26 protein-coding genes are annotated in these 22,970 nt (G+C 40.7%); all 26 read right to left on the reverse strand.

What is annotated here, in order from left to right:
* Positions 1-81: 81 nt before the first annotated feature.
* Positions 82-846 (reverse strand): c-type cytochrome, encoded by a 765-nt coding sequence (locus DH10bf12_RS13400; protein ID WP_471735768.1) that lies wholly within the window; start codon positions 844-846, stop codon positions 82-84.
* 30 nt (positions 847-876) lie between these two features.
* Positions 877-1,551: a menaquinol-cytochrome c reductase cytochrome b subunit gene (gene qcrB, locus DH10bf12_RS13405; protein ID WP_471735769.1), complete on the reverse strand. Its 675-nt coding sequence runs from the start codon at positions 1,549-1,551 to the stop codon at positions 877-879.
* Between the two features lie 17 nt (positions 1,552-1,568).
* A complete protein-coding gene (locus tag DH10bf12_RS13410) occupies positions 1,569-2,078 on the reverse strand; it encodes a Rieske 2Fe-2S domain-containing protein (protein ID WP_471735770.1) in 510 nt (169 codons plus the stop codon).
* A gap of 149 nt (positions 2,079-2,227) precedes the next feature.
* Positions 2,228-2,689, reverse strand: coding sequence for a YpiF family protein (locus DH10bf12_RS13415; RefSeq protein WP_471735771.1), 462 nt, complete (start codon positions 2,687-2,689; stop codon positions 2,228-2,230).
* A 76-nt stretch (positions 2,690-2,765) separates the two neighbouring features.
* The gene (locus DH10bf12_RS13420; RefSeq protein ID WP_471735772.1) at positions 2,766-3,305 is read right to left on the reverse strand and encodes a ReoY family proteolytic degradation factor; all 540 of its coding nucleotides are present in this window, start codon (positions 3,303-3,305) and stop codon (positions 2,766-2,768) included.
* 13 nt (positions 3,306-3,318) lie between these two features.
* Positions 3,319-4,572, reverse strand: a complete 1,254-nt coding sequence (locus tag DH10bf12_RS13425; RefSeq protein ID WP_471735773.1) for a tetratricopeptide repeat protein — start codon at positions 4,570-4,572, stop codon at positions 3,319-3,321.
* 155 nt (positions 4,573-4,727) lie between these two features.
* Positions 4,728-6,008, reverse strand: coding sequence for a 3-phosphoshikimate 1-carboxyvinyltransferase (aroA, locus tag DH10bf12_RS13430; RefSeq protein WP_471735774.1), 1,281 nt, complete (start codon positions 6,006-6,008; stop codon positions 4,728-4,730).
* A 23-nt stretch (positions 6,009-6,031) separates the two neighbouring features.
* On the reverse strand, positions 6,032-7,135 hold the full coding sequence (locus DH10bf12_RS13435; protein WP_471735775.1) for a prephenate dehydrogenase: 1,104 nt from the start codon (positions 7,133-7,135) through the stop codon (positions 6,032-6,034).
* Positions 7,136-7,148: 13 nt separating this feature from the next.
* Positions 7,149-8,234 carry a histidinol-phosphate transaminase gene (gene hisC, locus DH10bf12_RS13440; RefSeq protein ID WP_471735776.1) on the reverse strand — a complete coding sequence of 362 codons (1,086 nt, stop codon included), beginning with the start codon at positions 8,232-8,234 and terminating at the stop codon, positions 7,149-7,151.
* A complete protein-coding gene (gene aroH / locus DH10bf12_RS13445) occupies positions 8,234-8,617 on the reverse strand; it encodes a chorismate mutase (protein WP_471735777.1) in 384 nt (127 codons plus the stop codon). The genes hisC and aroH overlap by 1 nt, the downstream gene beginning before the upstream one ends.
* Positions 8,614-9,690, reverse strand: coding sequence for a 3-dehydroquinate synthase (aroB, locus tag DH10bf12_RS13450; protein ID WP_471735778.1), 1,077 nt, complete (start codon positions 9,688-9,690; stop codon positions 8,614-8,616). The genes aroH and aroB overlap by 4 nt, the downstream gene beginning before the upstream one ends.
* A gap of 1 nt (position 9,691) precedes the next feature.
* Positions 9,692-10,861, reverse strand: a complete 1,170-nt coding sequence (gene aroC, locus DH10bf12_RS13455) for a chorismate synthase (protein ID WP_471738239.1) — start codon at positions 10,859-10,861, stop codon at positions 9,692-9,694.
* A gap of 91 nt (positions 10,862-10,952) precedes the next feature.
* On the reverse strand, positions 10,953-11,726 hold the full coding sequence (locus DH10bf12_RS13460; RefSeq protein ID WP_471735779.1) for a CheR family methyltransferase: 774 nt from the start codon (positions 11,724-11,726) through the stop codon (positions 10,953-10,955).
* A 100-nt stretch (positions 11,727-11,826) separates the two neighbouring features.
* A complete protein-coding gene (gene ndk, locus DH10bf12_RS13465) occupies positions 11,827-12,273 on the reverse strand; it encodes a nucleoside-diphosphate kinase (protein ID WP_471735780.1) in 447 nt (148 codons plus the stop codon).
* Between the two features lie 92 nt (positions 12,274-12,365).
* A complete protein-coding gene (gene hepT / locus DH10bf12_RS13470; protein ID WP_471735781.1) occupies positions 12,366-13,328 on the reverse strand; it encodes a heptaprenyl diphosphate synthase component II in 963 nt (320 codons plus the stop codon).
* Between the two features lie 11 nt (positions 13,329-13,339).
* The gene (locus tag DH10bf12_RS13475) at positions 13,340-14,053 is read right to left on the reverse strand and encodes a demethylmenaquinone methyltransferase (RefSeq protein ID WP_471735782.1); all 714 of its coding nucleotides are present in this window, start codon (positions 14,051-14,053) and stop codon (positions 13,340-13,342) included.
* A gap of 2 nt (positions 14,054-14,055) precedes the next feature.
* The gene (locus tag DH10bf12_RS13480; protein WP_471735783.1) at positions 14,056-14,832 is read right to left on the reverse strand and encodes a heptaprenyl diphosphate synthase component 1; all 777 of its coding nucleotides are present in this window, start codon (positions 14,830-14,832) and stop codon (positions 14,056-14,058) included.
* Positions 14,833-15,021: 189 nt separating this feature from the next.
* On the reverse strand, positions 15,022-15,252 hold the full coding sequence (gene mtrB, locus DH10bf12_RS13485; RefSeq protein WP_471735784.1) for a trp RNA-binding attenuation protein MtrB: 231 nt from the start codon (positions 15,250-15,252) through the stop codon (positions 15,022-15,024).
* A 17-nt stretch (positions 15,253-15,269) separates the two neighbouring features.
* Positions 15,270-15,884, reverse strand: coding sequence for a GTP cyclohydrolase I FolE (folE, locus tag DH10bf12_RS13490; protein WP_471735785.1), 615 nt, complete (start codon positions 15,882-15,884; stop codon positions 15,270-15,272).
* Positions 15,885-16,034: 150 nt separating this feature from the next.
* A complete protein-coding gene (locus DH10bf12_RS13495) occupies positions 16,035-16,307 on the reverse strand; it encodes an HU family DNA-binding protein (protein WP_039809415.1) in 273 nt (90 codons plus the stop codon).
* 405 nt (positions 16,308-16,712) lie between these two features.
* Entirely contained in the window at positions 16,713-18,191 is a 1,479-nt protein-coding gene (spoIVA, locus tag DH10bf12_RS13500) for a stage IV sporulation protein A (protein ID WP_471735786.1), read from the reverse strand.
* A gap of 81 nt (positions 18,192-18,272) precedes the next feature.
* A complete protein-coding gene (locus DH10bf12_RS13505; protein ID WP_471735787.1) occupies positions 18,273-18,992 on the reverse strand; it encodes a hypothetical protein in 720 nt (239 codons plus the stop codon).
* 16 nt (positions 18,993-19,008) lie between these two features.
* The gene (locus DH10bf12_RS13510) at positions 19,009-19,194 is read right to left on the reverse strand and encodes a DUF2768 domain-containing protein (RefSeq protein WP_404409566.1); all 186 of its coding nucleotides are present in this window, start codon (positions 19,192-19,194) and stop codon (positions 19,009-19,011) included.
* Between the two features lie 153 nt (positions 19,195-19,347).
* Entirely contained in the window at positions 19,348-20,403 is a 1,056-nt protein-coding gene (locus tag DH10bf12_RS13515) for an NAD(P)H-dependent glycerol-3-phosphate dehydrogenase (RefSeq protein ID WP_471735788.1), read from the reverse strand.
* 18 nt (positions 20,404-20,421) lie between these two features.
* The gene (gene der, locus DH10bf12_RS13520; protein WP_471735789.1) at positions 20,422-21,738 is read right to left on the reverse strand and encodes a ribosome biogenesis GTPase Der; all 1,317 of its coding nucleotides are present in this window, start codon (positions 21,736-21,738) and stop codon (positions 20,422-20,424) included.
* A gap of 175 nt (positions 21,739-21,913) precedes the next feature.
* Positions 21,914-22,963 (reverse strand): type 2 isopentenyl-diphosphate Delta-isomerase, encoded by a 1,050-nt coding sequence (gene fni / locus DH10bf12_RS13525; protein WP_471735790.1) that lies wholly within the window; start codon positions 22,961-22,963, stop codon positions 21,914-21,916.
* Positions 22,964-22,970: the final 7 nt, after the last annotated feature.

Below are 22,970 nucleotides of genomic sequence, written 5' to 3' on the forward strand. Positions count from 1 at the left end.
CTCCTGCCCAAAAGATCAATTCCATCATCAATTCACAAATTCTGATTAAAAAAAGAGCCGGAACATCCGGCTCTTTTCATATTATTCGGCTGCTGGATCAGTCAGATACTCAGCTAACTGCTGAAGTTCTTCATCAGAACCTTCAAACAGACCAGCCGGCATATTCCCCTGTCCATTAACAGCAATGTCAGCAATTTCTTCAGCTGTTAATTCTAATTCACCAAGTGCAGGACCTGCTCCACCTTCAAGGTTTTCACCATGACAGTTTATACAGCCCTGTTGTTCATAGATCGCATAACCTTCAGCTTCTGTATTAATATCAACTTCAGCTACGATTTCACCCTGACTGCGCTGTGTTTCCCAGTCGTGGTAAGCAACTGATTCCCACGTCAGGAAGATCGTTGCAGCGGTACCAAGCAGCATAAATCCAGTTGCTAGAGGTCGTTTACCAGGCCGGCGCGCCGGTCCGCGGTCTATAAATGGTGCAAGCAGTAAAGCGCCAAACGCAATACCAGGAATAACGAAAGCACCAATTACATTGTAAGGACCAGAAGCGAAATCATATTTCAGCAGCTGGTATAAGAATAAGAAGTACCAATCAGGAAGAGGAATATATCCTGCATCCGTCGGGTCAGCTATTTTCTCGAGCGGTGGTTCATGCGCTACAGTTAAAGCTAAGAAGCCAATTAAGAACACAGAACCTACCAACCATTCTTTTAATAGAAAGTTTGGCCAGAAAGCTTCCGTTTTTCCAGGAAACTCTGAGTAATCTTTAGGAATATTCGGTTTACGATTCGCCGGAACACGTGAGTCTCCGACAAACTTCATCCCTTTTCCACGATGCATAGTTTTCCCTCCTTTTCAATCCAGATGTTTTTACAGTGGTCCTGAGATACCCTGCTTACGAATCATGATAAAGTGGGCTGCCATCAGACCAAGTAGTGCACCTGGCAGGAAGAATACGTGAATTGCAAAGAATCTGGTAAGTGTCTGAGCACCCAGTATGCTTGTATCCCCTGCTAATAGAACACGGATCTGCTCACCGATAAATGGTGTTGCAGCAGCAATTTCAATACCTACCTTAGTTGCGAATAGTGCTTTCATATCCCAAGGCAGAAGATAACCTGTGAAACCTAGTCCAAGCATAACGAAGAAAATAAGTACGCCTACTACCCAGTTAAGCTCACGCGGTTTTTTGTAGGCACCTGTGAAGAATACCCGTAAAGTATGAAGAAACATCATGACAATAACAAGACTGGCTCCCCAGTGGTGCATTCCACGGACAATGACGCCGAAGGCAACTTCATTTTGTAAGTAATAAACTGAACGCCACGCATTTTCAATATCTGGTACATAATACATGGTCAAAAACATTCCGGATAAGATCTGTATAACGGTTACAAAGAATGTCAGTCCGCCGAAGCAGTATACGAAAGCTGAGAAGTGGTGAGCGGGGTTAACGTGCTCAGGAACTTCGTGATCAGCAATGTCACGCCACATTGGGGTGATATCCAACCGTTCATCTACCCAATCATAAATCTTATTAAGCACCCATTACGCCTCCTTTACTATGCAATTGTGTTTGGAACAACTTTTCCAAGCTGCAAAATGCCATCGTCTGATACTCTCGTCTCGAACATGTCAAGAGGAGCAGTCGGCGGCGTTCCCGGTACGTTCTTACCGGATTTCTCATACAGTCCATTGTGGCAAGGGCAGAAGAATCTGTTAGGATCACTTTCTCTTCCTTCCCAATTGACTGTACAGCCTAAGTGTTTACATGTTGGATTCAGTGCTACAACTTCCTGATTTTCATCAAGATAAACCCAAGCAGTCTGAGTGACCTCGGACGTATACCATGCGTCTACCTGTTCGTAAGAAAAGTCTACGCGGGCTGGTACGTCACTCAATTCATCAATTGAAGTACCAGTAGAGATAAAATCTCCTCCGGCTTCAGCAGTTAATACAGGATCAATTGCAAATCGCACCATTGGCATAAGCATACCTGCAGCCATGAAACCGCCTACACCAGTTAATGTATAGTTTAAAAATTGACGACGTGAAACACGCTGATTACTCATTAATTTCCCCCCTCTACCGTCAGGTCAGTCCCTCGGACATTTTTCGCACAAATATATAACTAGGACATATTCATGATATATCAATATATTATCAAGGTCAATAATCCATTAAACCTTTTCATTTCAACTATGTGAAGTTTTTTTGAACGTTAGTTCGCCTGCCATTTTCCCACAACAATTTTCAACAGCTGACTGACCTGATCTTCTATGATTTTCTGCTTATACTTTCCTTCCATATGTTCCATCGGAATTGATGGAAGCCAGATTAAATCTGCTTGTAAATCACCTTCAGCCTCTCTCCAAAAAGAATCAGACGTTACAAGAAAAATGTGGTCAAATCCGTTATCTTTCAAAGTCTCTGCCCATTCACTCATTCTTAATTTTCTCTGTTCTTTTTTCTCTGATGAAAAATAAGTAAAAGGCGGCAACAGCATCATACGCCCCTTAAACTGCTTTTCAAGCATCGCTGTAACGAGTGGAATAAACTCCGCCTGGTCAGCTTCCTGCTTCGCCTGTTCTCCAAAACTCACCGGCAGCAGCGGTACAACTGCTGTATCTATGTATTTTTGTTCCTGGAAAAATAATTCGATATCTTTGGTATTCCAAATCATGAATAACACTCCTTTAAATGGTTCTGTAATTAAATTGTAGCATAAAAAAATATAGACAGCTCTCACTGCCTATATGTTACGTCAGAGTTTTCAGCCGCTCTGTCAGCTGTCTGAATTTGTTCTTATCATGTGTGTCGAGTGCTTCATCAATTTCTTTCATCAGCTGATGTCTCAGATTTTCATTGATACTGTCTGTAAGGAATTGTTCAGCCATTTCTCTTTCTTTTTTTGATAAATGAACTTCTTTCGGTGTATACGGATTGTCTTCAAGAACTGCTGCATATTGATAAGATGAATACGCTGATTCGAAATTCAGCTGTACATAAAGATCATCTTCTCGGTGAAGCCTGATATCGTGAAAAGACTTTTCCGCATCCGTTGTCATTACCTGTTCCTTATAAAATCTAAATGGCACTTCATCACTGCAGGCAGTTGACATGACAATGCCCCGGGGACAAAATCTTGCATCTTCTACGAAATGTAAGTGCTCGATTAACTGGTCATGGCTCAGCAAATAATTCATAATCCAAACTGATTCTCTTTTCTTCAACTGATAGTGCTGCAAAAACCATTTAATAAAGTCCTTTTTTTCATCTGCTGAAATGGATGGGGCCAAGCCAATCCCTCCTTTATTCTTGTCTCAAATGTTCAATGTTCATCTGCCACTCTTCATTTGCAGGGTCCTTTTCCGAAAGCTTCACATAAATTTCGAGCGCTTCCTGATGTCTGCCTTCTTCTAAGAGAAAGTTTCCGTAATCTTCAAGGAAATCACTATGATCATTATATACCATATAAGCTTTTTTATATTCTTCTGCTGCTTCAGAAAAACTTTCTTTCAGTTCAAAAGCTTTGGCAGCATCCCACAAGAATTGCGGATCATCTTCTCCTGACTCTCTCACAATACTGATAATATCAAGACACTCTTCAGGTTTTTCCTGTCTCAGTAAGATTTTATTTAAAATTAAAGCAGCTTCTAAATAATCAGGATCAATTGCAATTGCCTGGCGCAAATACGCTTCTGCTGTTACTTCATCTGAAGACTTTAATGACAATTTGGCTGCAGTTAAAAATAGTTCTTTATTAAAAGGATCGTGTTTTACACCTTTCTCTGCAGCTTCAAGTGCTCTGCTGATCTCTTCTTCGTGTTCGTATGAATGAGCAAGCAATTTATAAGCACTGTGATAATCAGGATCTAGTTCTATCAGTTCTTCAAAAACTTCTGCTGCCGTAATATGATGACCCGCCTGATAAGCAGTAAATCCATATTGGAACAATGTTTCTGCATCTCTTTCGTTTTCCAGGGCTTCCTCATAATAAGGCAATGCTTCTTCAAATGATCCTCCAGCGCTGTAGCATTCTCCGAGGCGTTTACTAATGACTACTCCTGCAATTTCACTCTCAGTCAGCATTTTATAAAATCTGATCGCTTCAAGAAATCTACCCTGCTGAATGTAGAACTCTGCAAGTGCAAACTGAATAATCTCTTCGGATTTATCGACCTCATATGCTTTTAGCAGCTTTTGTTCACTGACTTCGTGAAGCCCCTGCATATGGTAAAGGTCAGCTGAAAGTAGCATCGCACGCGAATAAAATTCACTGGTTTCAGTAATAGTTTCAAGACACTCCATGGCTTCTTCAATCTGATCAAGTTCTGCATGGGCTTCAGCCTTTAATATCACGAGCTCTGTTTCTTCAGGGTAAAGCTCAATTAAATCTTCATACAATTCTATACTTTTTTCCTGAAAACCGAGGCTGTAAAGTGCTTCAGCCGCTTCATACTTTTCCTCGTCTGCACCGGCTCTCTTTACTTCCTGAAATATTTGCATTGCCTCTTCAAGACTACCTGAATGAAGATAGTCAATCATCTGCTCTATATTATTCATTATAAAACCTCTTTTCGTTCATATCTCATAAAAGAATAAGAGAACTTGAGCTCAGATTCAACCATAACCTCTTATCTCTTTACATTCGCTCTATTTTTCTGAAAACCTTTTTTACAAATTAAAAAGAGCAGAAAATTCTGCTCTGCTCATGTTTATTATTTTACAACTTTTGAGAAATCTTCGAAGAACACAGGATAAGAAACGCTGATGCATTCAGCATTCTCAATTCTCACTGCTCCTTCAGAAATAAGGGAGGCTACTGCAAGCATCATACCGATTCTATGGTCTCCTCTTGAGTCAGCATGACCGCCTTTTAGCTTGACTGGTCCGTTAATGACCATTCCATCTGAAGTCGCCTGGATATCTGCCCCGAGCTTTTGCAGCTCTTCGACTACAGCATCTATACGGTTTGTTTCTTTCACCTTCAGTTCCTCAGCGTCTCTGATTACAGTTTTTCCACTCGCCTGGGTAGCAAGAAGTGCAATGATTGGAATTTCATCAATCAGTCTTGGAATTAAATCTCCACCGATTTCACAGCCTTTAAGCACACTGCTCTTTATTAAGATCTCACCCAGAGGCTCTTCATCATGATTTGATTGGGTTACTTCAAAATCTGCACCCATAAACTCTAAAACATCAAGAATACCAGTCCTGGTTTCATTCAAACCCACATTTTTAAGGCTCAGAATACTATTGGAAGTGATGGCTGCAGCGGTCAGGAAAAAAGCAGCTGAAGAGATATCACCCGGCACCTCTACATCTCTTGCTTTAAACGGCTGATTCCCCCGGACTTTAATCGTATTACCTTCGCGAAGAATGTCACCGCCAAAATGTCTGATCATCTTCTCAGTGTGGTCTCTTGTTCTTTCAGGTTCTACAATTGTTGTTTCCTCATCAGACTGGAGACCCGCCAGAATAAGCGCGGATTTAAGCTGTGCACTCGCAACAGGAAGCTGATAATGAAAAGCCTTCAGTCTTCCACCTCTGACAGATAATGGTGTCAGATTTCCATTATCTCTCCCGTCGATTGTTGCACCCATTTCTCTAAGTGGAAAGGTTACACGGTTCATCGGACGCTTTGCGATAGATTCATCTCCTGTAATAACAGAGTGAAATGGCTGACCTGCAAGAATTCCCAGAAGAAGTCTGGTAGTTGTTCCTGAGTTCCCTGTGTCTAATATCTCCTGTGGTTCTTTCAGACCCTTAAAGCCCTGGCCTTCGATGAGAATCTCATCCTCTTTTTCAGTAATGTTCACACCCATTTTCCTGAAGCAGTCAATTGTGCTGAGACAGTCATCTCCTTTAAGAAAACCAGTTACCCTTGTAACCCCTTCTGAGATTGCACCAAACATAATAGATCTGTGTGAGATTGATTTATCTCCAGGCACTTTTATTTCTCCCTGGACAGAAGGGCTTTCAAATTGAAGGATCTTCATCAAAAAAACTCCTCTTTATGTTTTTAGACTGTAAATACATCATAGTCTGTAACAGAAGAAATACAGGCAGCACCACGTTTACGATCATCTTCAGTCTGAAAACTGATCGTAAGGACACCATATATGTCTTCTCTCGTTTCCATGATTCTTAAATTGACGATACTGATTTCTTCTTTTGCAAGAAGACCGGTAATTTCAGAGATCACACCTGGATAGTCGGGTACATCCACAAATAGATCGTAAAAAGAGGGTATTGCCCCTTTTTGCAGAATTGGCATTGCATCTCTGAACTTCTTAGCTTCAGAAAAATATTGATAAATATTATCAGCATCGTTTTCTTCAAGCATATTAATGACGTTATCCATTTCCTGCTGCCATTCTTTCAGTAATTCTTTTAAAGTATCAATGTTGTGCAGCGTAATATCTCTCCACATTGACGGATTTGAAGAAGCGATCCTTGAAATATCCCTGAATCCTCCAGCTGCCAGACTGGATACTAACGGCTGCTTTTTATAATTTTGTTTAACCTGATGTACGAGTGAGGATGCAATGATATGTGGAAAATGGCTAACCATTCCGGTAATATGATCATGCTCTTCAGGTTTAACTTCAAGAAATTTTGCCTTGCTGCCTCTGAGCCAGTTTTTTAGTGTCTCAACTGACTGTTCATCTGCAGCATCACCTGGCGTTAAAAGGTAAAATGCATTTTCAAATAAAAAGGCTTTCGCAGCAGATACGCCACTTTTATGTGAGCCCGCCATCGGATGACCACCGATAAACGTGATTCCTTTTTCAGTCAGAACGCTGCTGGCTGACATAATATTCTTCTTAGTACTGCCAACATCTGTGACAATGACATCCGGTTTCAGGTTAAAATCAGCGAGTGACCTCATCAGATTTTCAGTTTCATTAACCGGTGTACAGATGATAATCAGATCAGCCTGCTCAGCATCCTCTCTTAATGACGAAGAAGTTCGATTAATCGCATTCAGTGCTTTAGCGAGTTTAACCTCTTCTGCTTTAAGGTCGAAGCCTGTCACCTGCGCCTCAGGGTACTCTTTAAGGATAGACAATCCAATCGATCCACCAATCAGTCCGAGACCAATAATAAATACATTTCCATTCATAGCTTCACAACCTTTATTGCGAAATGATCTCCTCTATTGCTTTAAGGGTTTTATCTACCTGTTCATCTGTTCCGATTGTAATTCTTAAACTTTCAGGATATCCAAGTGCATGTCCGCTTCTGGCGATAATTCCTTTTTTCATCAATGCCTCAAACATCTCATTTGCATCTTTATTAAAATGCACAAGAATAAAGTTCCCCTGCGTCGGGAAGAAGTTCAGTTTATGTTCATGACAGAAACGTTCAAACTTTTCAATACCACTTCTGTTTTGTTCTTTACAATATTGAATAAATGCCTGGTCTTTCATTGCTGCTGCTGCTGCCTGCTGAGCCAGTGAATTCGTATTAAATGGCTCTCTGACCGGTTCGAGCGCCTGAATTAATTCAGGCTGCGCAATCCCGTAACCTACCCTGAATCCTGCAAGCCCATATGCTTTAGAAAAGGTTCTCGTCACAATGAGATTAGGATAGTGATTAATTAATTCGAGTGCATCATAATAATCATCAGCAGTAACATACTCAAAGTATGCCTCATCAAGGACAATGACCACATCGGATGGAATGCTGTCTAAAAACCTTTTAAGTTCCTGATCACTGATACTTACCCCGGTCGGATTATTTGGACTGCACACCCATATAACCGCTGTGTCACTGTTAACAGCCTGAGCCATCTTATCAAGGTCATGTCTGCCATCTACGAGTGGAACTTCAGTGACTTCAGCGCCTTCGATCACTGCATTGTGCTTATATTGAGGGAAAGTAGGAGTTGCCATTACTGTGTTTTTCGAAGCGTCGAGCATTGCTCTTGATATAATCTGGATGATCTCATCCGATCCATTCCCTAAAATAAACTGATCTCCCGGCAGCTGATAAAATTCAGTCAGCGCATTCCTGAGTACAGAACCACCGCCATCCGGATAAATCGCATAATTCATGGCATTTGCTGTAAGCTCTTCTCCAACCTTAGCGGAGCAGCCAAAAGGATTTTCGTTTGAAGCCAGCTTGATAATCTCACTGAGACCGAGTTCTTTTTTCACTTCATCTACAGTTTTACCCGGTTTATATGGCGTAAGTTTTTTCACTTGATCTTTAATATACATCATGAATCCGCCTTTCTCTGCGCAACCACCAGATCCGGTCGAAGCTTAACAGCCTGTTGGTGGTAAATATGCTGTATGTCTTTTTGTTTCTTTTGAGTATTTACATGGACCATTACTCTGACGCAATAAGGGAGTGCATCTTTAACAGGAATTTCTCTCATACACATAACCGGTACGTATTCCCATCCGTCAATTTTTCTTAAAGCTTTTGCAGGAAACACTGAACGGATATCCTCTGTCGTAGAGATAAAAACTGAAGCAGTTTCTTCAGGATCAATACTATTCTTTTCAATCATATCCTTTAACAGCATAAGTGTCGCTTCTACAATTGCTTCCTGCTGATCGCTTTCCACCGTCGTTGCCCCTCTGATACCACGGATCACTGTATTTCCCCCTTTCGCTTCAGTAACTGATGAATGTTTTCAAGTTCAGACGATTGAACACTTACTAATTCAGGTTGTCCAACCGCACTGAGTAATACGAAACGTATATTTCGATTAAGGTTTTTCTTATCTTTTTTCATCAGGTGGTGCAGTTCTTCAAATGGGGCTTCAACAGAAATTTCATACCCCAAAGATTTGACCCACTTAATAAACTGTTCAATCTGAAAATCGAATCCTGTTTTTTCTATACTTAACAGTGAAGCATAAATCATCCCGATCATCACGCATTCACCATGAAGTTTCTTACCAAAACCTGACCAGGCCTCAACAGCATGTCCATACGTATGCCCGAAGTTGAGAAATGCTCTGATGTTCTGTTCACGCTCATCCCGGCTGACAATTTCGCCTTTAATCTGAATGCCTTTTTTTAATGCATATTGTAAAAAAAATGGCTGAAGGTTTTCAAGGCTTGATACATTAGTCATCAGCTCTTTCAGGAATGCTGGATCCGCAATTAATGCATGCTTAATGACTTCTGCAAATCCGGATCTGATTTCTCTTAAAGGTAAAGTCTTAAGAAACAGGCTGTCATAAATAACCGCAGAGGGCTGATGGAATGCACCGGTCATGTTTTTACCCAGTGGATGGTTAATCGCTGTTTTACCCCCTACAGCACTGTCATGAGCAAGGATTGTAGTAGGTACCTGAATATACCTGATCCCTCTCATATAGGTGGCTGCAGTGAATCCTGCAAGGTCTCCTGTTGCGCCACCTCCGCAGGCTATAATCAGCGAATGTCTATCAAGACCCGCCTCAAGAGCTGCTCCCATCGCCTGTTCGTATACTGAAAACGTTTTTGCTTTCTCACCCTGTGGAAGAATATATAGTGAATCATACTGAATATGCTTTTCAATTGTCTGTTGGTGCAGCTGATAAACTTTTTCATCAATTAACAGTAAAACAGATGTGACCGCAGGCTTTAGATTCATCACAGTCTTAGTGATCTCAGATAAAGCCTTTTCTCCTATTATGACCGGATATGACTCTCCCGCATGTATCGTTAAATATTCCATTTTAATAGTCCTTAGCGTATGCTCTATGTTCTTCAACAGACTTTTTTAAATGGTCAAATCGATCACTGTCAAATTGCTCACAGATCGCTTTTGCAACCTCCCATGCCACAACAGCCTCTGCCACAACAGCTGCTGCAGGAACAGCACAGCTATCTGAACGCTCAATGCTGGCACTAAATGCCTCTTTAGTGTCAATATCTACACTCTCAAGCGGTTTATATAACGTAGGGATCGGTTTCATAACCCCTCTTACAATAATCGGCATACCTGTGGTCATTCCGCCTTCAAAACCACCGAGACGATTTGACTTTCTGTAGTAGCCTTTATCTTCAGACCAGGCAATTTCATCATGAACCTGGCTGCCTGGAAGTCTGGCCATATCAAACCCAAGCCCAAACTCAACCCCTTTAAACGCATTAATACTCATAACCGCTGCTGCAATTTTCGAATCCAGCTTTTTATCATAATGAACGTAACTGCCTAAACCTGCAGGGACATTTTCAATGACTACTTCAACGACCCCTCCGATAGAGTCACCATTCTTCTTAGCCTGATCAATCGCATCTTTCATTTTTTCAGAAGCTTCAGGATCTACACATCTGACTTCACTCTGCTCAGATCTATCTCTGATCTCCTGTGCCATCAATTGCTGCTCGTTCGCAACTACACCGCCTATTTCTTTCACATGACAGGCTACATTAATACCTAAGTCTTTCAATAATTTCTGTGCAAGTGCACCAGCTGCAACCCTGACGGTGGTTTCTCTGGCAGAAGAACGTTCGAGCACATTACGCATATCTCTGTGTCCATATTTAATGCCACCGTTTAAGTCAGCGTGACCCGGTCTTGGTCTTGTGATTTTACGTCTGACTTCTTTTTCCTCATCATCTGTAATCGGTTCTGCACCCATAATTTTAGTCCAGTGAGTCCAGTCTTTATTTTCAACAACAAGCGCGATTGGAGAACCAAGTGTTTTACCGTGTCTGACACCACTCAGAATTTGTGCCTGATCGGTTTCGATCTGCATTCTTCTTCCACGGCCGTACCCTTTTTGTCTTCTTGCAAGATGCTCATTTATATCAGATGCTTCCAGATTAAGTCCTGCAGGAAGACCTTCAATGATTGTTGTCAATTGCGGTCCATGTGATTCACCCGCTGTTAAGTATCTCATCATAACGCTTTCCCCCTTCAACTCGCTAAAGTGATATTTGTACAGTCTAACATATTTTTTATTTTGTATGTAGTGAAATTATCCGGCAAATTTAAATTTTCCGGTAAAAAAATGTATCCGCTGATTCAAAGCCATATTTGGCAGGATTAAAAATTTGTTCAGTGCTTCCAACAAACAAGACACCACCAGGCCTCAAAGCGCTGCTGAATTTATGATATAGCACCTCTTTAGCTTCTTCTGTGAAATAAATCATGACATTTCTGCAGACAATTAAATCATAGCCGCTTTCAAATCGATCATTAAGAAGATTCTGCTGTTTAAAAATAACCTGATTCTTTATATGATCGGTTACCTGATAAAAAGCACCCTGTCTTGTAAAATGTTTATGCTTTACTTCAATAGGCACCTCAGCCAGAGCTCTCTCAACGTAAAGTCCAATTTTAGCTTTTTCCAATGCAACTCTGTCTAAATCAGTTGCCAATATTTTAGCGTAACTGCCTTTCGGAAAATTGTTAAGCACCATTGCAAGAGAATACGGTTCTTCACCAGTTGAACAAGCAGCGCTCCAGACTTTGAGAGGCTTATGATTTTTTAACAGAACAGGCAATATTTTATCCTCGAGTACTGACCACCGCTTTTGATTCCTGTAAAATTCCGAAACATTAATTGTCATACGGTCCAGAAATTCATCAAGAAGCTTGTTTTCTGATGATAAAGCGGATGAAAAGTCGTTGAAAGATCTATATCCTTTTTTTTCATAAAGAGAAGTGAGGCGCCTTTTCATTTGCGCTTCCTTATAAAGACCAAGATCAATTCCTGTTCTAATCTTTATATATGATACAAAATCTGCATAATCATTTAACATCAGATACACCTCTTTTTAGTTATAGCTATTATAAGCTACTATAGTAAAACATCAAAAAAATTGCTATAAAAAAAAGCACCTGCTAAGGTGCTTTTAAACATTAATATACCCACTCATCACTTGATTTTTTATATGCCAATGCCGCACTTTCACCGAAGAAAAGATTCATTTCACGTTCAGCACTATCTAAAGAGTCAGAACCATGAATAATATTCTTACCTACAGTCAGTCCAAAGTCTCCCCGGATTGTTCCGAGATCGGCTTCACTTGGTTTTGTTGCGCCCATCATATGACGGGCAGTTTTTACAACATCTTCCCCTTCCCAGATCATTGCAAAAACAGGACCCGAAGTAATAAAATCTACCAATTCACCAAAGAAAGGCTTGTCCGCATGCTCACCGTAATGTTTCTTGGCAAGATCGTCTGAAATAACCATCAGTTTTCCAGCTGCCAACTTAAAGCCTTTTCTCTCAAACCGGCTGATCACTTCACCGATTAACCCTCTTTGTACACCGTCTGGTTTAACCATTAAAAATGTCTTTTCCATCTCATATTCCCCCAACTATGTATGTCGGCCTAAAGAAGACCCCTTAAAAGATTATCACTCATTTCATTTATTGGCAACGTTTTCATTACATATTAATACTTTCTTTTACCAATAAAAATCGCAATATCTCTTAGGGACTTTTTAGCTCTGGAAGCTGGGAGGGCATCGAGCTGCTCAAGCGCTTTGACAAGATAGCGCTGGCTGATAACAGAAGATCTTTTAACCGCATCCGTTTTCAGAATACTGTCTATAATCTCTTGAAGATCTTCTTTTGGCATGTCCTCATGGATTTTTCTGATTCTATGTCCAAGTTCCTGATTTTCCATTGCGAAAAACACAGGGAGTGTAATATTTCCCTGTAGCAAATCACCACCGGCAGGTTTTCCAAGTTCCTTCTCTGTACCGGTAAAGTCGAGAATATCATCAGTAATCTGATAAGCCATCCCTACATAATAACCAAACCGGTATAATCTTCTCTGGGATTCAGGACTTGCTTCTCCAGCTACAGCACCAAGCTGACAGCTGACTGCAATCAAAAGAGCGGTTTTTCTTTTAATTCTTCTGAAGTAATCTTTTATGCTCTGATTAAATCTGTATTTATCCTCAATCTGAGCGATTTCGCCAAGACAAAGCTCTACAATTGCATCAGATAAAATCCGGTGTGCAGTGGTATCCTCAATCACTGTCATATAATTTAAAGCTCTGGCAAACATATAATCCCCTGTATACATTGCCACCTGATTATTCCACTCAGCCTGAATCGTTGTTCTTCCTCTGCGCATTTCAGAGTTGTCAATGACATCATCATGAACTAATGAGGCCATATGAATTAGCTCCAGCGCTACTGCAGCGTTTTTAACTCTGTGAATATCATAATGTCCTGTTTTGGCGGATAACAGTACAAAAACAGGTCGGATACGCTTTCCTCCGGCCTGAAGTAGATGAAGTGATGCATTTTTTAATAATGCAGTTTCTGAATCAATTGCTTTACCCAGCTCTTTTTCTATTTCTTCGATATCCGCTTTTAGAAACGAATACAGCATTGTTAATTTCATTTAACTTCCACCTAATCTACATGTTGAGCTTTTTTATAGCCGATATGCATGGCAGCCGCTCCACCACTGAAAGGTTTGTAATGTACGCTGGTAAAACCGGCTTCTTCAAACATTCCTGCTAATTCTTTTGCACCGGGAAAATCCTTTGCGGATTCCTGCAGCCATGAATATTCATTATAGCTCTTAGCAAGAAACTTTCCGAATACCGGCATTACATATTTGAAATATGCATAATAAATCTGTCTAAATCCCGGAAGTGTCGGCTGGGATGTTTCAAGACATACAGCCATTCCACCTGGCTTCAGGACCCGATTTATTTCTTTCAATACCTGTAAGTAGTCAGGTACATTCCTGAGACCAAAACCAATGGTGACATAATCAAATGAATGATCTGCATAAGGCAAAGACATTGCATTCCCATGTACCAGTTGAATCTGAGGGTAGTTCTTTACTTTCTCATGACCTGTTTTAAGCATGTTTTTACTGAAGTCAAGACCAATTACCTCTCCTTCAGCCCCTGTTGCCTCAGCTAAAGCAATAGTCCAGTCCGCAGTGCCGCAGCAGACATCTAGTGCTTTAGTTCCGGGTGCCACCTGCATTTTATCCATCGTATATTTTCTCCAGCGAACATGCTGCTGAAAGCTGATGATTGAGTTCATTTGATCATAGCGCCCATGAATTTTTTCAAATACGCCATGAACTTTCTGTTCTTTTTCAGTCTGCATAATTACCCTTCCTCTGCATACATAATCAATCTTTCATAAAAAGAGCTGAAGATCGGCAGGTTCTTTGCTGATATAGGAAGGTTCAATTCCTTTACCTGTAATTCAATCTCTTCAGAAATCTTTTTAACAATACTTTTATATGCCCGTGTATAATCTGATGTTTTTATATGATGTTTACCATGTTTAAAAAAATAAAATAAACTTGAAAAATGTCCTTCTGAAAAAGCTGTTTTTTCTCTTTTCAGACGCTGAATCAGCAGTAATTTTTCTGCAAGCGGCACCATTTCATGAAAGCCCAAATGCTTAAAGAGGCCCGTAATAATGGATGATTCAATCTTTGTAAGACTATGCAGGAACTCACTTTCCGTTAATGAATGCCCCGGGGAAATTTCGATTTTATGCTCGTTAATCTCCTCGATCGCGTGTGCAATTTTTCTGATCAGCTCTATATCGGGAATATCTGAGAGGATTTTATAGTAAAGACCGCTATAGTAATCCCCTGCGAGAACTGTCAGCTGTTTAATTCGATGGGATTCATTGTTTGACGACACTTTTTCATGAGTGTCTAATGCCTGTTGAATCAGTATCGCTGTAGCCACATAGGACTGGTCAAGCTTTGTATATTTATTTTTCAGGTAAAAGGGGAGTAAAAGCAGTGACAACCTTTCCAGGTCAATCTCAGGCTGTCCGATTGCTGCATGAAGATAGGGGTGATGAATTTGGTCGGATATGTGTTGCACTGTATCATTCATCCAGCGCTCAGAATGTTTAAAGCTCATCGTTTTCTCCCCGTTTCATTAGTTCATATGTAACAAGACTTATCCATCCATTAGTGAACCTGATATTCAGTGTTGAATGTGGGCCATTTAAATTGAGCCGAGTCTATAAATCCCTACCATTATAACATATCAATTGCAGGTATAGTGAAGTCAAAAGAAGCCAGCACTTGCTGGCTTCCATCATTCACTTTATTTTTTTATTTTTTCATCACTCAGCACTTCTCCATGTGCAGTCAAAACTGATGCTTTTCCCCGTACTTTAACGGCTGATGTATGTTCAGTAAACTGGGCGATCATGACTTCACCCTTGTCCAGCTTTTCGGAGTGATGGAACTTTGTATCTGTTCCACGTGTCAGTCCAATCACATTCACGCCATCTTCCAGCGCTTTAATACTAATAAAATTACTCTGGTCACTCAAAGAAACTCGCTCCTTTTTTAATCCATCTTAAGAAGAGTCATCACTTCATTTCTGAGTACAGAATCTTCTTCGTATACACCCCGTGCAGCTGTTGTAACGGTTTTTGCACCAGGCTTTTTAACACCGCGCATTGTCATACACATATGCTCAGCTTCAACTATTACATATGCTCCATGTGGTGCGAGCATTTCCATAATCGCATCAGCAACTGTAGATGTAATTCTTTCCTGAAGCTGAGGTCTTCTTGCAGTAGTCTCAACTGCTCTAGCTAATTTGCTCAGCCCGGTAACCTTACCGTTTTTAGGAAGATAAGCCACATGGGCTTTTCCGTAAAAGGGAACCAGATGATGTTCACACATAGAATGAAAAGGAATATCCTTTACAAACACTAGCTCTTCATGGTCTTCGTTAAAAACTGTTTTAAAATACTCTTTAGGGTCACTATGAAGACCTGAGAACATTTCCTCATACATTTTCGCAACTCTTTTTGGTGTATCAAGAAGGCCTTCTCTTGAAGGATCTTCACCTACTGCTTCTAATAGCATCGTAATTGCTTTTTGTATTTTCTCCCGGTCTACACGACCGTTCTTCTCTTCCGTTAAAGTTGTCAACTGTTCAGTTGTATGGTCCATTGTCCAATCCTCCTACACTGCTATATTTCACTTCATATTAGCATAATGGACGAAAAAGGCGCAAAGCCAACTACTCAGTTAATGTGCGATCATTTTTACGTCATATAAAAAACCGCACGAATTGTGCGGTTTTCTCGCTAAAGATATGTATTATTTAACAGCATCTTTTAGCGCTTTACCTGGTTTGAAAGCAGGCACCTTGCTTGCTGAGATTTCGATTTCTTCTCCGGTCTGCGGATTACGGCCTTTACGGGCAGCACGCTCGCGTACTTCGAAGTTACCAAAACCAATCAGTTGTACCTTATCACCTTTAGCAAGTGCATCTTGTACTGTATCGAATACTGCATCAACTGCTTTAGTTGCGTCTTTCTTAGAAAGCTCAGCAGACTCAGCAACTGCATTGATTAGTTCAGTCTTGTTCACGTCATTCACCTCCTCCCAAAAAAGTATGGGCAAGTCTCTGTTACATTGTGAACATTGAAAAGCATCTTCACGATTTAAATAATCGTTAAAAAGCCTATAGAATCAATGTTTTAGATCAATTCTGTTAAAAGATTATCACATTAAAAATACATTAGCAAGAATAATACGATAATTATTGGCAATCTCTTCTTATTATCTCCTTATATAGGAAAAATAAACCTCTTTTCACTACTAAATCGCATCATATAAAGGTTTTTAATGTTGTCTGCACTTATAATTAAAATGATATTCGATTCATTTTCATTGAATATGCATCATAGCATACTAAATCATGTTTGACGAATCACAGCAAGAAATAAAATAAAAAAAGCAGCCTTTAAAGCAGGCTGCCTGGAGCGAGTATGTTTAAAGAATAATTGCAATCATTCCACCTGATCCTTCGTTGATCACTCTTTCTAGCGTTTCTTTAAGCTTGTATCTGGCGTTCTCAGGCATGATTGCAAGCTTTGCCTGTATACCTTCTCTGACAATTGAACTCAGACTCCGGCCGAATATATCAGAGCTCCAGATTGATAACGGGTCATCCTCAAAGTCCTGCATTAAGTAATGGACCAGCTCTTCACTTTGTTTCTCTGTACCAATAATTGGTGAGAATTCTGATTCAACATCAACTTTAATCATATGGATTGATGGAGCAACTGCTTTCAATCTGACGCCATACCTTGCACCCTGCCGGATGATTTCCGGCTCATCAAGGCTCATATCTGATAATACAGGTGCAGCAATACCATAACCTGTCTGCCTCACCATTTTTAGAGCATCCGAGAATTGATCATATTCTTTTTTAGCTTCTGTATATTCTTTAATTAATGATAAAAAATGATCTTTGCCAGTAACCCTTTCCCCAATAAGTTCTTCAATTACCTGATCGTATAATTCTTCAGGTGCATGAAGATCAATGTTGGCAACACCACCGCCCATATCCATTCCTGCAAGCTGAGCCGTGTCTACATGATCAAATTCTTCAAACTGTCTGACCACCCTGTCTACATCCCGTATTCTCCGTATATCATGAATCACATCACCGATAGCTGTTTCAAAATGGGATCTGAGCCAATGATCCTGATCGAGCACCATGACCCACCCCGGCAGCTGTACATTAACCTCAAGGACAGGAAACTCGTATAAAGCTTCTTTCAGCACCATCATGACGTCTGCTTCCCTCATGCTTTCAACACTCATTGCAACAACGGGTACGTCGTATTTAAGCTGTAGTTCTTTTCTTAACATTTCAGTCTGTTCCTGATGCGGTCTCGCGCTGTTCAGCACCATAATGAAAGGTTTTCCAACTTCCTTTAACTCTGCAATAATTTTTTCTTCCGTTTCTTCATAGCTCTCTCTTGGTATTTCACCAATTGTACCATCGGTTGACATCATTACACCGATCGTTGAGTGATCCTGTATGACTTTTCTGGTTCCTGCCTCTGCAGCTTCATCAAACGGGATTGGTTCATCGTACCATGGCGTATGAACCATTCTGGGACCATATTCATCTTCATGCCCTTTCGCTCCAGGTATCGTATAACCTACACAATCCACCATTCTGACATTGACTTCAAGGCCTTCTGACACAGCAATTTTTACTGCCTGATTGGGTACAAATTTAGGTTCTGTCGTCATAATTGTCCGACCGGCTGCACTTTGTGGAAGTTCGTCCTGAGCACGTTCTTTTTCTGCAGGATTTTTCATATGGGGTATGACAGCAAGCTCCATCATTTTTTTTATAAAAGTTGATTTTCCGGTTCTGACCGGACCAACTACACCAATGTAAATATCCCCTCCCGTTCTCTCTGCAATATGTTCGAATACGTTTTGTTTTTCCATCTGCAAGCCCCCCTGTTTCAGCATCACGCAATTATATTCTATGAGGACATGCTGCAAAAAGAACAAAAAAAACCGGCTCTTTTAAGAACCGGTTTCTTCTCTTCCGTATTCAATTTCCCCATCTTCACCTACAAAATACGGAACGCTGTATGCAGGTACTACTCTTGAATCCTCGAGCAGAATCGAACGCAGATCTTCTTCATTTTCATAAGAAGAGAGGTCGCGCTCCTGTGTTAGCTGATACAGATCAGTCACATAGTCAAGATAGATTGTCCCGTCACCACCTGCTACAAACGGCAGTTCGTTTCCTGTATAAGGGCTGACAGCAGTCGGATCTTCATCAAACCCAAGCTTTGCGTAATCAATTGAATACATATTGTCTCCAACCTGTTCCTTAAAAGGAATACCTCGATTTGCCTGAACTCTGATCTGGATTGTTCTGATTGTTTCTGCCACCCTCAGGTCAAATACATATACAGTCGGATCCTCTTCTACATTTAAAAGCGTATATTGAAAGACTCCGCCGTTTTCAAACGCATTTCCCGGGAGCTCAGCCATATATCTTGGCTTTAGCATTGAAAAGTCAATCTGATACTTTCTGTAAATCGGTGTATCATTATCAACTGTCTTTATTGGTAGCAGCCCACCAGTGCTTTCCTGGTACTGGTCCACAGCAGACTGCACACTCTCAATCTGCTCTTCATAAGCAATTTCATTTCCTGCTCTTTCCTGTGAAGGGAACATGCATCCACTCAGGATAACTGAAAACGCTGCAGCTAGGACAATCAGGCGTTTATTCATATCATTCTCCCCCTGATCAGGCTTCCATCGTCGGACCGCTCAATACGACCCAAAGCATGATTAAACCTGCTAATATCATAAAAATATAGGCTGCAAATGCAGTGATAAACTTTAAAACTTTATTTGATATTTTATATCGGCTGAAATAAATAATAATAATTGCTAAAAACATAAACCCCATCGAACCGAATGAAATCCACATCTTCGTTAATGCATCCACTAAAGCTCACCCTTTCACAAAACGTGCTGTTATATTATAGCATATTAACTAGATAAACTTGATTTATGGTCTGGAAGAGTCAGAAAAAGTTCATTCTTTCTGTCAGAGTGATTTTTCACAATGAAAAAACCGGGATCAATTCCCGGTTTTTTCGTCCTGATCTTCAAGTATGTTAACCAGATCTTCCATTTCATGCGTTTTTACACGTGCCATGAGCTGGTCAACCGCTTCTTTAGGGTGCACACCTTCAAATAATACATGGTAAAGAGCAGTTGTGATCGGCATAGAGACCTCATATTTATCAGCTAGCTGGTAAGCCGCCTTTGTCGTTCTGACGCCTTCTACAACCATGCCCATACTATCAAGCACTTCATCAAGCTTATGTCCCTTGCCAAGCATATTACCTGCTCTCCAGTTTCTTGAATGAACGCTTGTACAGGTTACAATCAGGTCGCCTACACCGGTCAGTCCTGAAAAAGTGAGTGGATTAGCACCCATTTTTGTACCAAGTCTCGCAATTTCAGCAAGTCCACGTGTAATCAGAGCAGCTTTCGCATTATCTCCATAACCAAGTCCATCTGTTATACCTGCAGCGAGCGCAATAATATTTTTTAATGCACCACCGACTTCAACACCGATCACATCATTGTTTGTATAGACCCTGAAATGCTGATTCATAAATGCATCCTGGACTTTTTCAGCCGCTTCGATCTGATGTGATGCTGCTGTTACAGTTGTAGGGTGCCTTTTGACGACTTCTTCAGCATGACTTGGTCCGGACAGAACAACAAGATCTGACATTGTTTCAGGAGTGAGTGTCTCTTCCAGTATTTCAGATATTCTCAAATGCGAATCAGGTTCGATCCCTTTACTGACGTGTACAACAACTGCAGGTTTACCAGCTACACGGTTCACTTTTTCTGCTACTTCACGTGTAGCTTTTGCAGGAACTGCAAAAACAATCATATCTGCAGCTGAAACAGCTTCCTTTATATCTGAATAGGCTCTGATAAGTTCCGGCAGTTCAGTGTCAGGAAGATACTTATCATTCATGTGCGTCTGATTGATTTTCTCAGCCTGAGCTTCTGTATGAGTCCAGAGTTTTACCTGGTGGTGATTATCTGCTAATACAAGTGCCAAAGCAGTTCCCCAGCTTCCGGCTCCAAGTACTGCGATTTGAAGATTTGCCAAATTAAACCCTCCTTTGTCTTACTTTCTTGCTCTTGCAATCAGTCTGATCGGTGTACCTTCAAAACCGAATGCCTCTCTGATACGATTTTCAAGAAATCTCTCATATGAGAAGTGCATCAGTTCAGGTTCATTAACAAATATTACAAAAGTTGGTGGTTTAACAGCCACCTGTGTCGCATAAAAAATCTTTAATCTTCTGCCGTTTTCGGTCGGAGTTGGATTCATTGCGACAGCATCCATTACAACTTCATTCAGAATACTTGACTGTACTCTCATCGAATGATTTTCACTAGCCATATTAATAACAGGAAGCAGTGTATGGATTCGTTTCTTCGTTAATGCTGAAACGAAAACTACCGGTGCATAATCAAGAAATTGGAAATGTGCTCTAATCGTTTTTTCAAACTTATCCATTGTCTTTTCGTCTTTTTCTACAGCATCCCACTTATTCACAACAATAATGACCGCTCTGCCTGCCTGGTGAGCGTAACCTGCGATTTTTTTATCCTGATCAATAATACCTTCTTCTCCATCAATCAGAACAAGCACAACGTCTGAACGTTCAATTGCCCGCAGTGCACGGAGTACGCTGTATTTTTCAGTGGACTCATAGACTTTTCCTTTTTTACGCATCCCTGCAGTATCAATAATGACATATTCCTGACCATCATATTTATAAGGGGTATCAACAGCGTCTCTGGTCGTACCGGCTACATTACTGACAATAACCCGTTCTTCTCCAAGAAGCGCATTGACCAATGAGGATTTCCCTACATTCGGTCTGCCGATTAAAGAGAATTTCACGACTTCTTCTCCATAATCTGCTATTTCACGCTTATCAAAATGTTCAGCTGCAGCATCAAGAAGATCACCAAGACCCAGTCCATGTGAACCTGAGATTGGATACGGCTCACCAAAACCAAGTGAATAAAAATCATAAATCTGATCTCTCATCTCAGGGTTGTCCACTTTATTAACAGCAAGGACTACGGGTTTATTTGATTTATATAAAATTTTCGCAACATGTTCATCAGCTGAAGTGACACCTTCACGACCATTCGTCATAAAAATAATAACATCAGCTTCATCAATGGCGATTTCAGCCTGTTGTCTAATCTGCTCTAAAAACGGCTCATCACCGATATCAATACCGCCTGTATCAATAATATTAAAATCATGGTTCAGCCATTCAGCTGAACTGTAAATACGATCTCTTGTTACACCAGGAGTATCTTCCACAATTGATACTCTCTCTCCAACAACTCTGTTAAAAATAGTGGATTTCCCTACATTTGGGCGACCAACTATCGCAACGACCGGCTTTGCTTTTGCCATGACGTTCACCCTTTCTACACACTTCATTTAAAGTGTACTATCAATTTATTCGTTCTATACAGCCAAATCATTGTATCAGTAATTAATTTAATGCACAATGACTGACCATACAAGTAAAAGCTGATTTCTTTTTAAGGAAATCAGCTTTTATTGTAAAGTACATAAGAAAAACAATTCAGGATCTTCTGCTCATTAGTTCCGGAGAAAAGCCTCTGACGCTCAGCCAGTGGTACAAATCACCTCTTAGAATTACAGGTACCCTGTGGAGATCTTCAGTGTTTTTACAACCTAGTGCAGTCATCATCATGATCAGATCATCCTGAAAATATTTTATTTCTTCGATTAACTGTCCCTCACCCTGTTCAGTTAATATTCTTAAGAATGACCCTGCAATGCCAGCTGCAGATGCACCGAGAATCAGACTTTTTAGTACATCTGAACTTTTATGTATGCCTCCTGAAGCAAGTACATCTTTTGACGTGGCATGGACAGTCTCTACAATCGAGGCGGCAGTTGGAATTCCCCACTCATTAAAAAATAGTTTTTTTCTTTCCTGCCTATTATTTTCAATACTTGAAAAATTCGTTCCGCCATATCCCCCTGCATCAATTGCAGCAATGGCTGTCTGATCAAGCTTTGCTGCAGCTTCACTGCTGATGCCAAAACCAGTTTCTTTCACAATGACTGGAATTGTTAATTCATCAGCGATCCGGGCAATCCTCTCAAGGGCACCGTTAAACGCACGATCACCTTCAGGCATTGCCAGCTCCTGAATTACATTTAAATGGATTTGAAGGGCATCGGCTTCGATCATTTCAGCTGCCTCGAGTGCCTGTGATACGGTTGCCTCACTGCCTATGTTACCGAATATCAGCCCTTCAGGATTTTCTTTTCTTACCACCTCATAGGTGTGCCGTTCCTGTTTATCTTTAATCGCTGACATTTGAGAACCCACAGATAATGCGATTCCTGTTTCTTTTGCAGCTCTTGCCAGTGAAGCATTGATTTCTGAAGTTTTATTTCCACCTCCGCCAGTCATCGCGTTGATGAAAAAAGGCGAACTTAGTATAAGTCCGCCTACTTCAGAGTGAAGAGAAACATCATCGACTGAGCTGTCCGGAAGGCTCTGATGAATAATGACAACATCATCGAAACCGGTTTTTCCGGATTGCCTGTCAGATAAAGCATATTCAATATGGTCCAGTTTTCTTTTCGCTCTACTCACATTCATT

It is taken from the genome of Jeotgalibacillus sp. 10bf12, assembly GCF_055597105.1.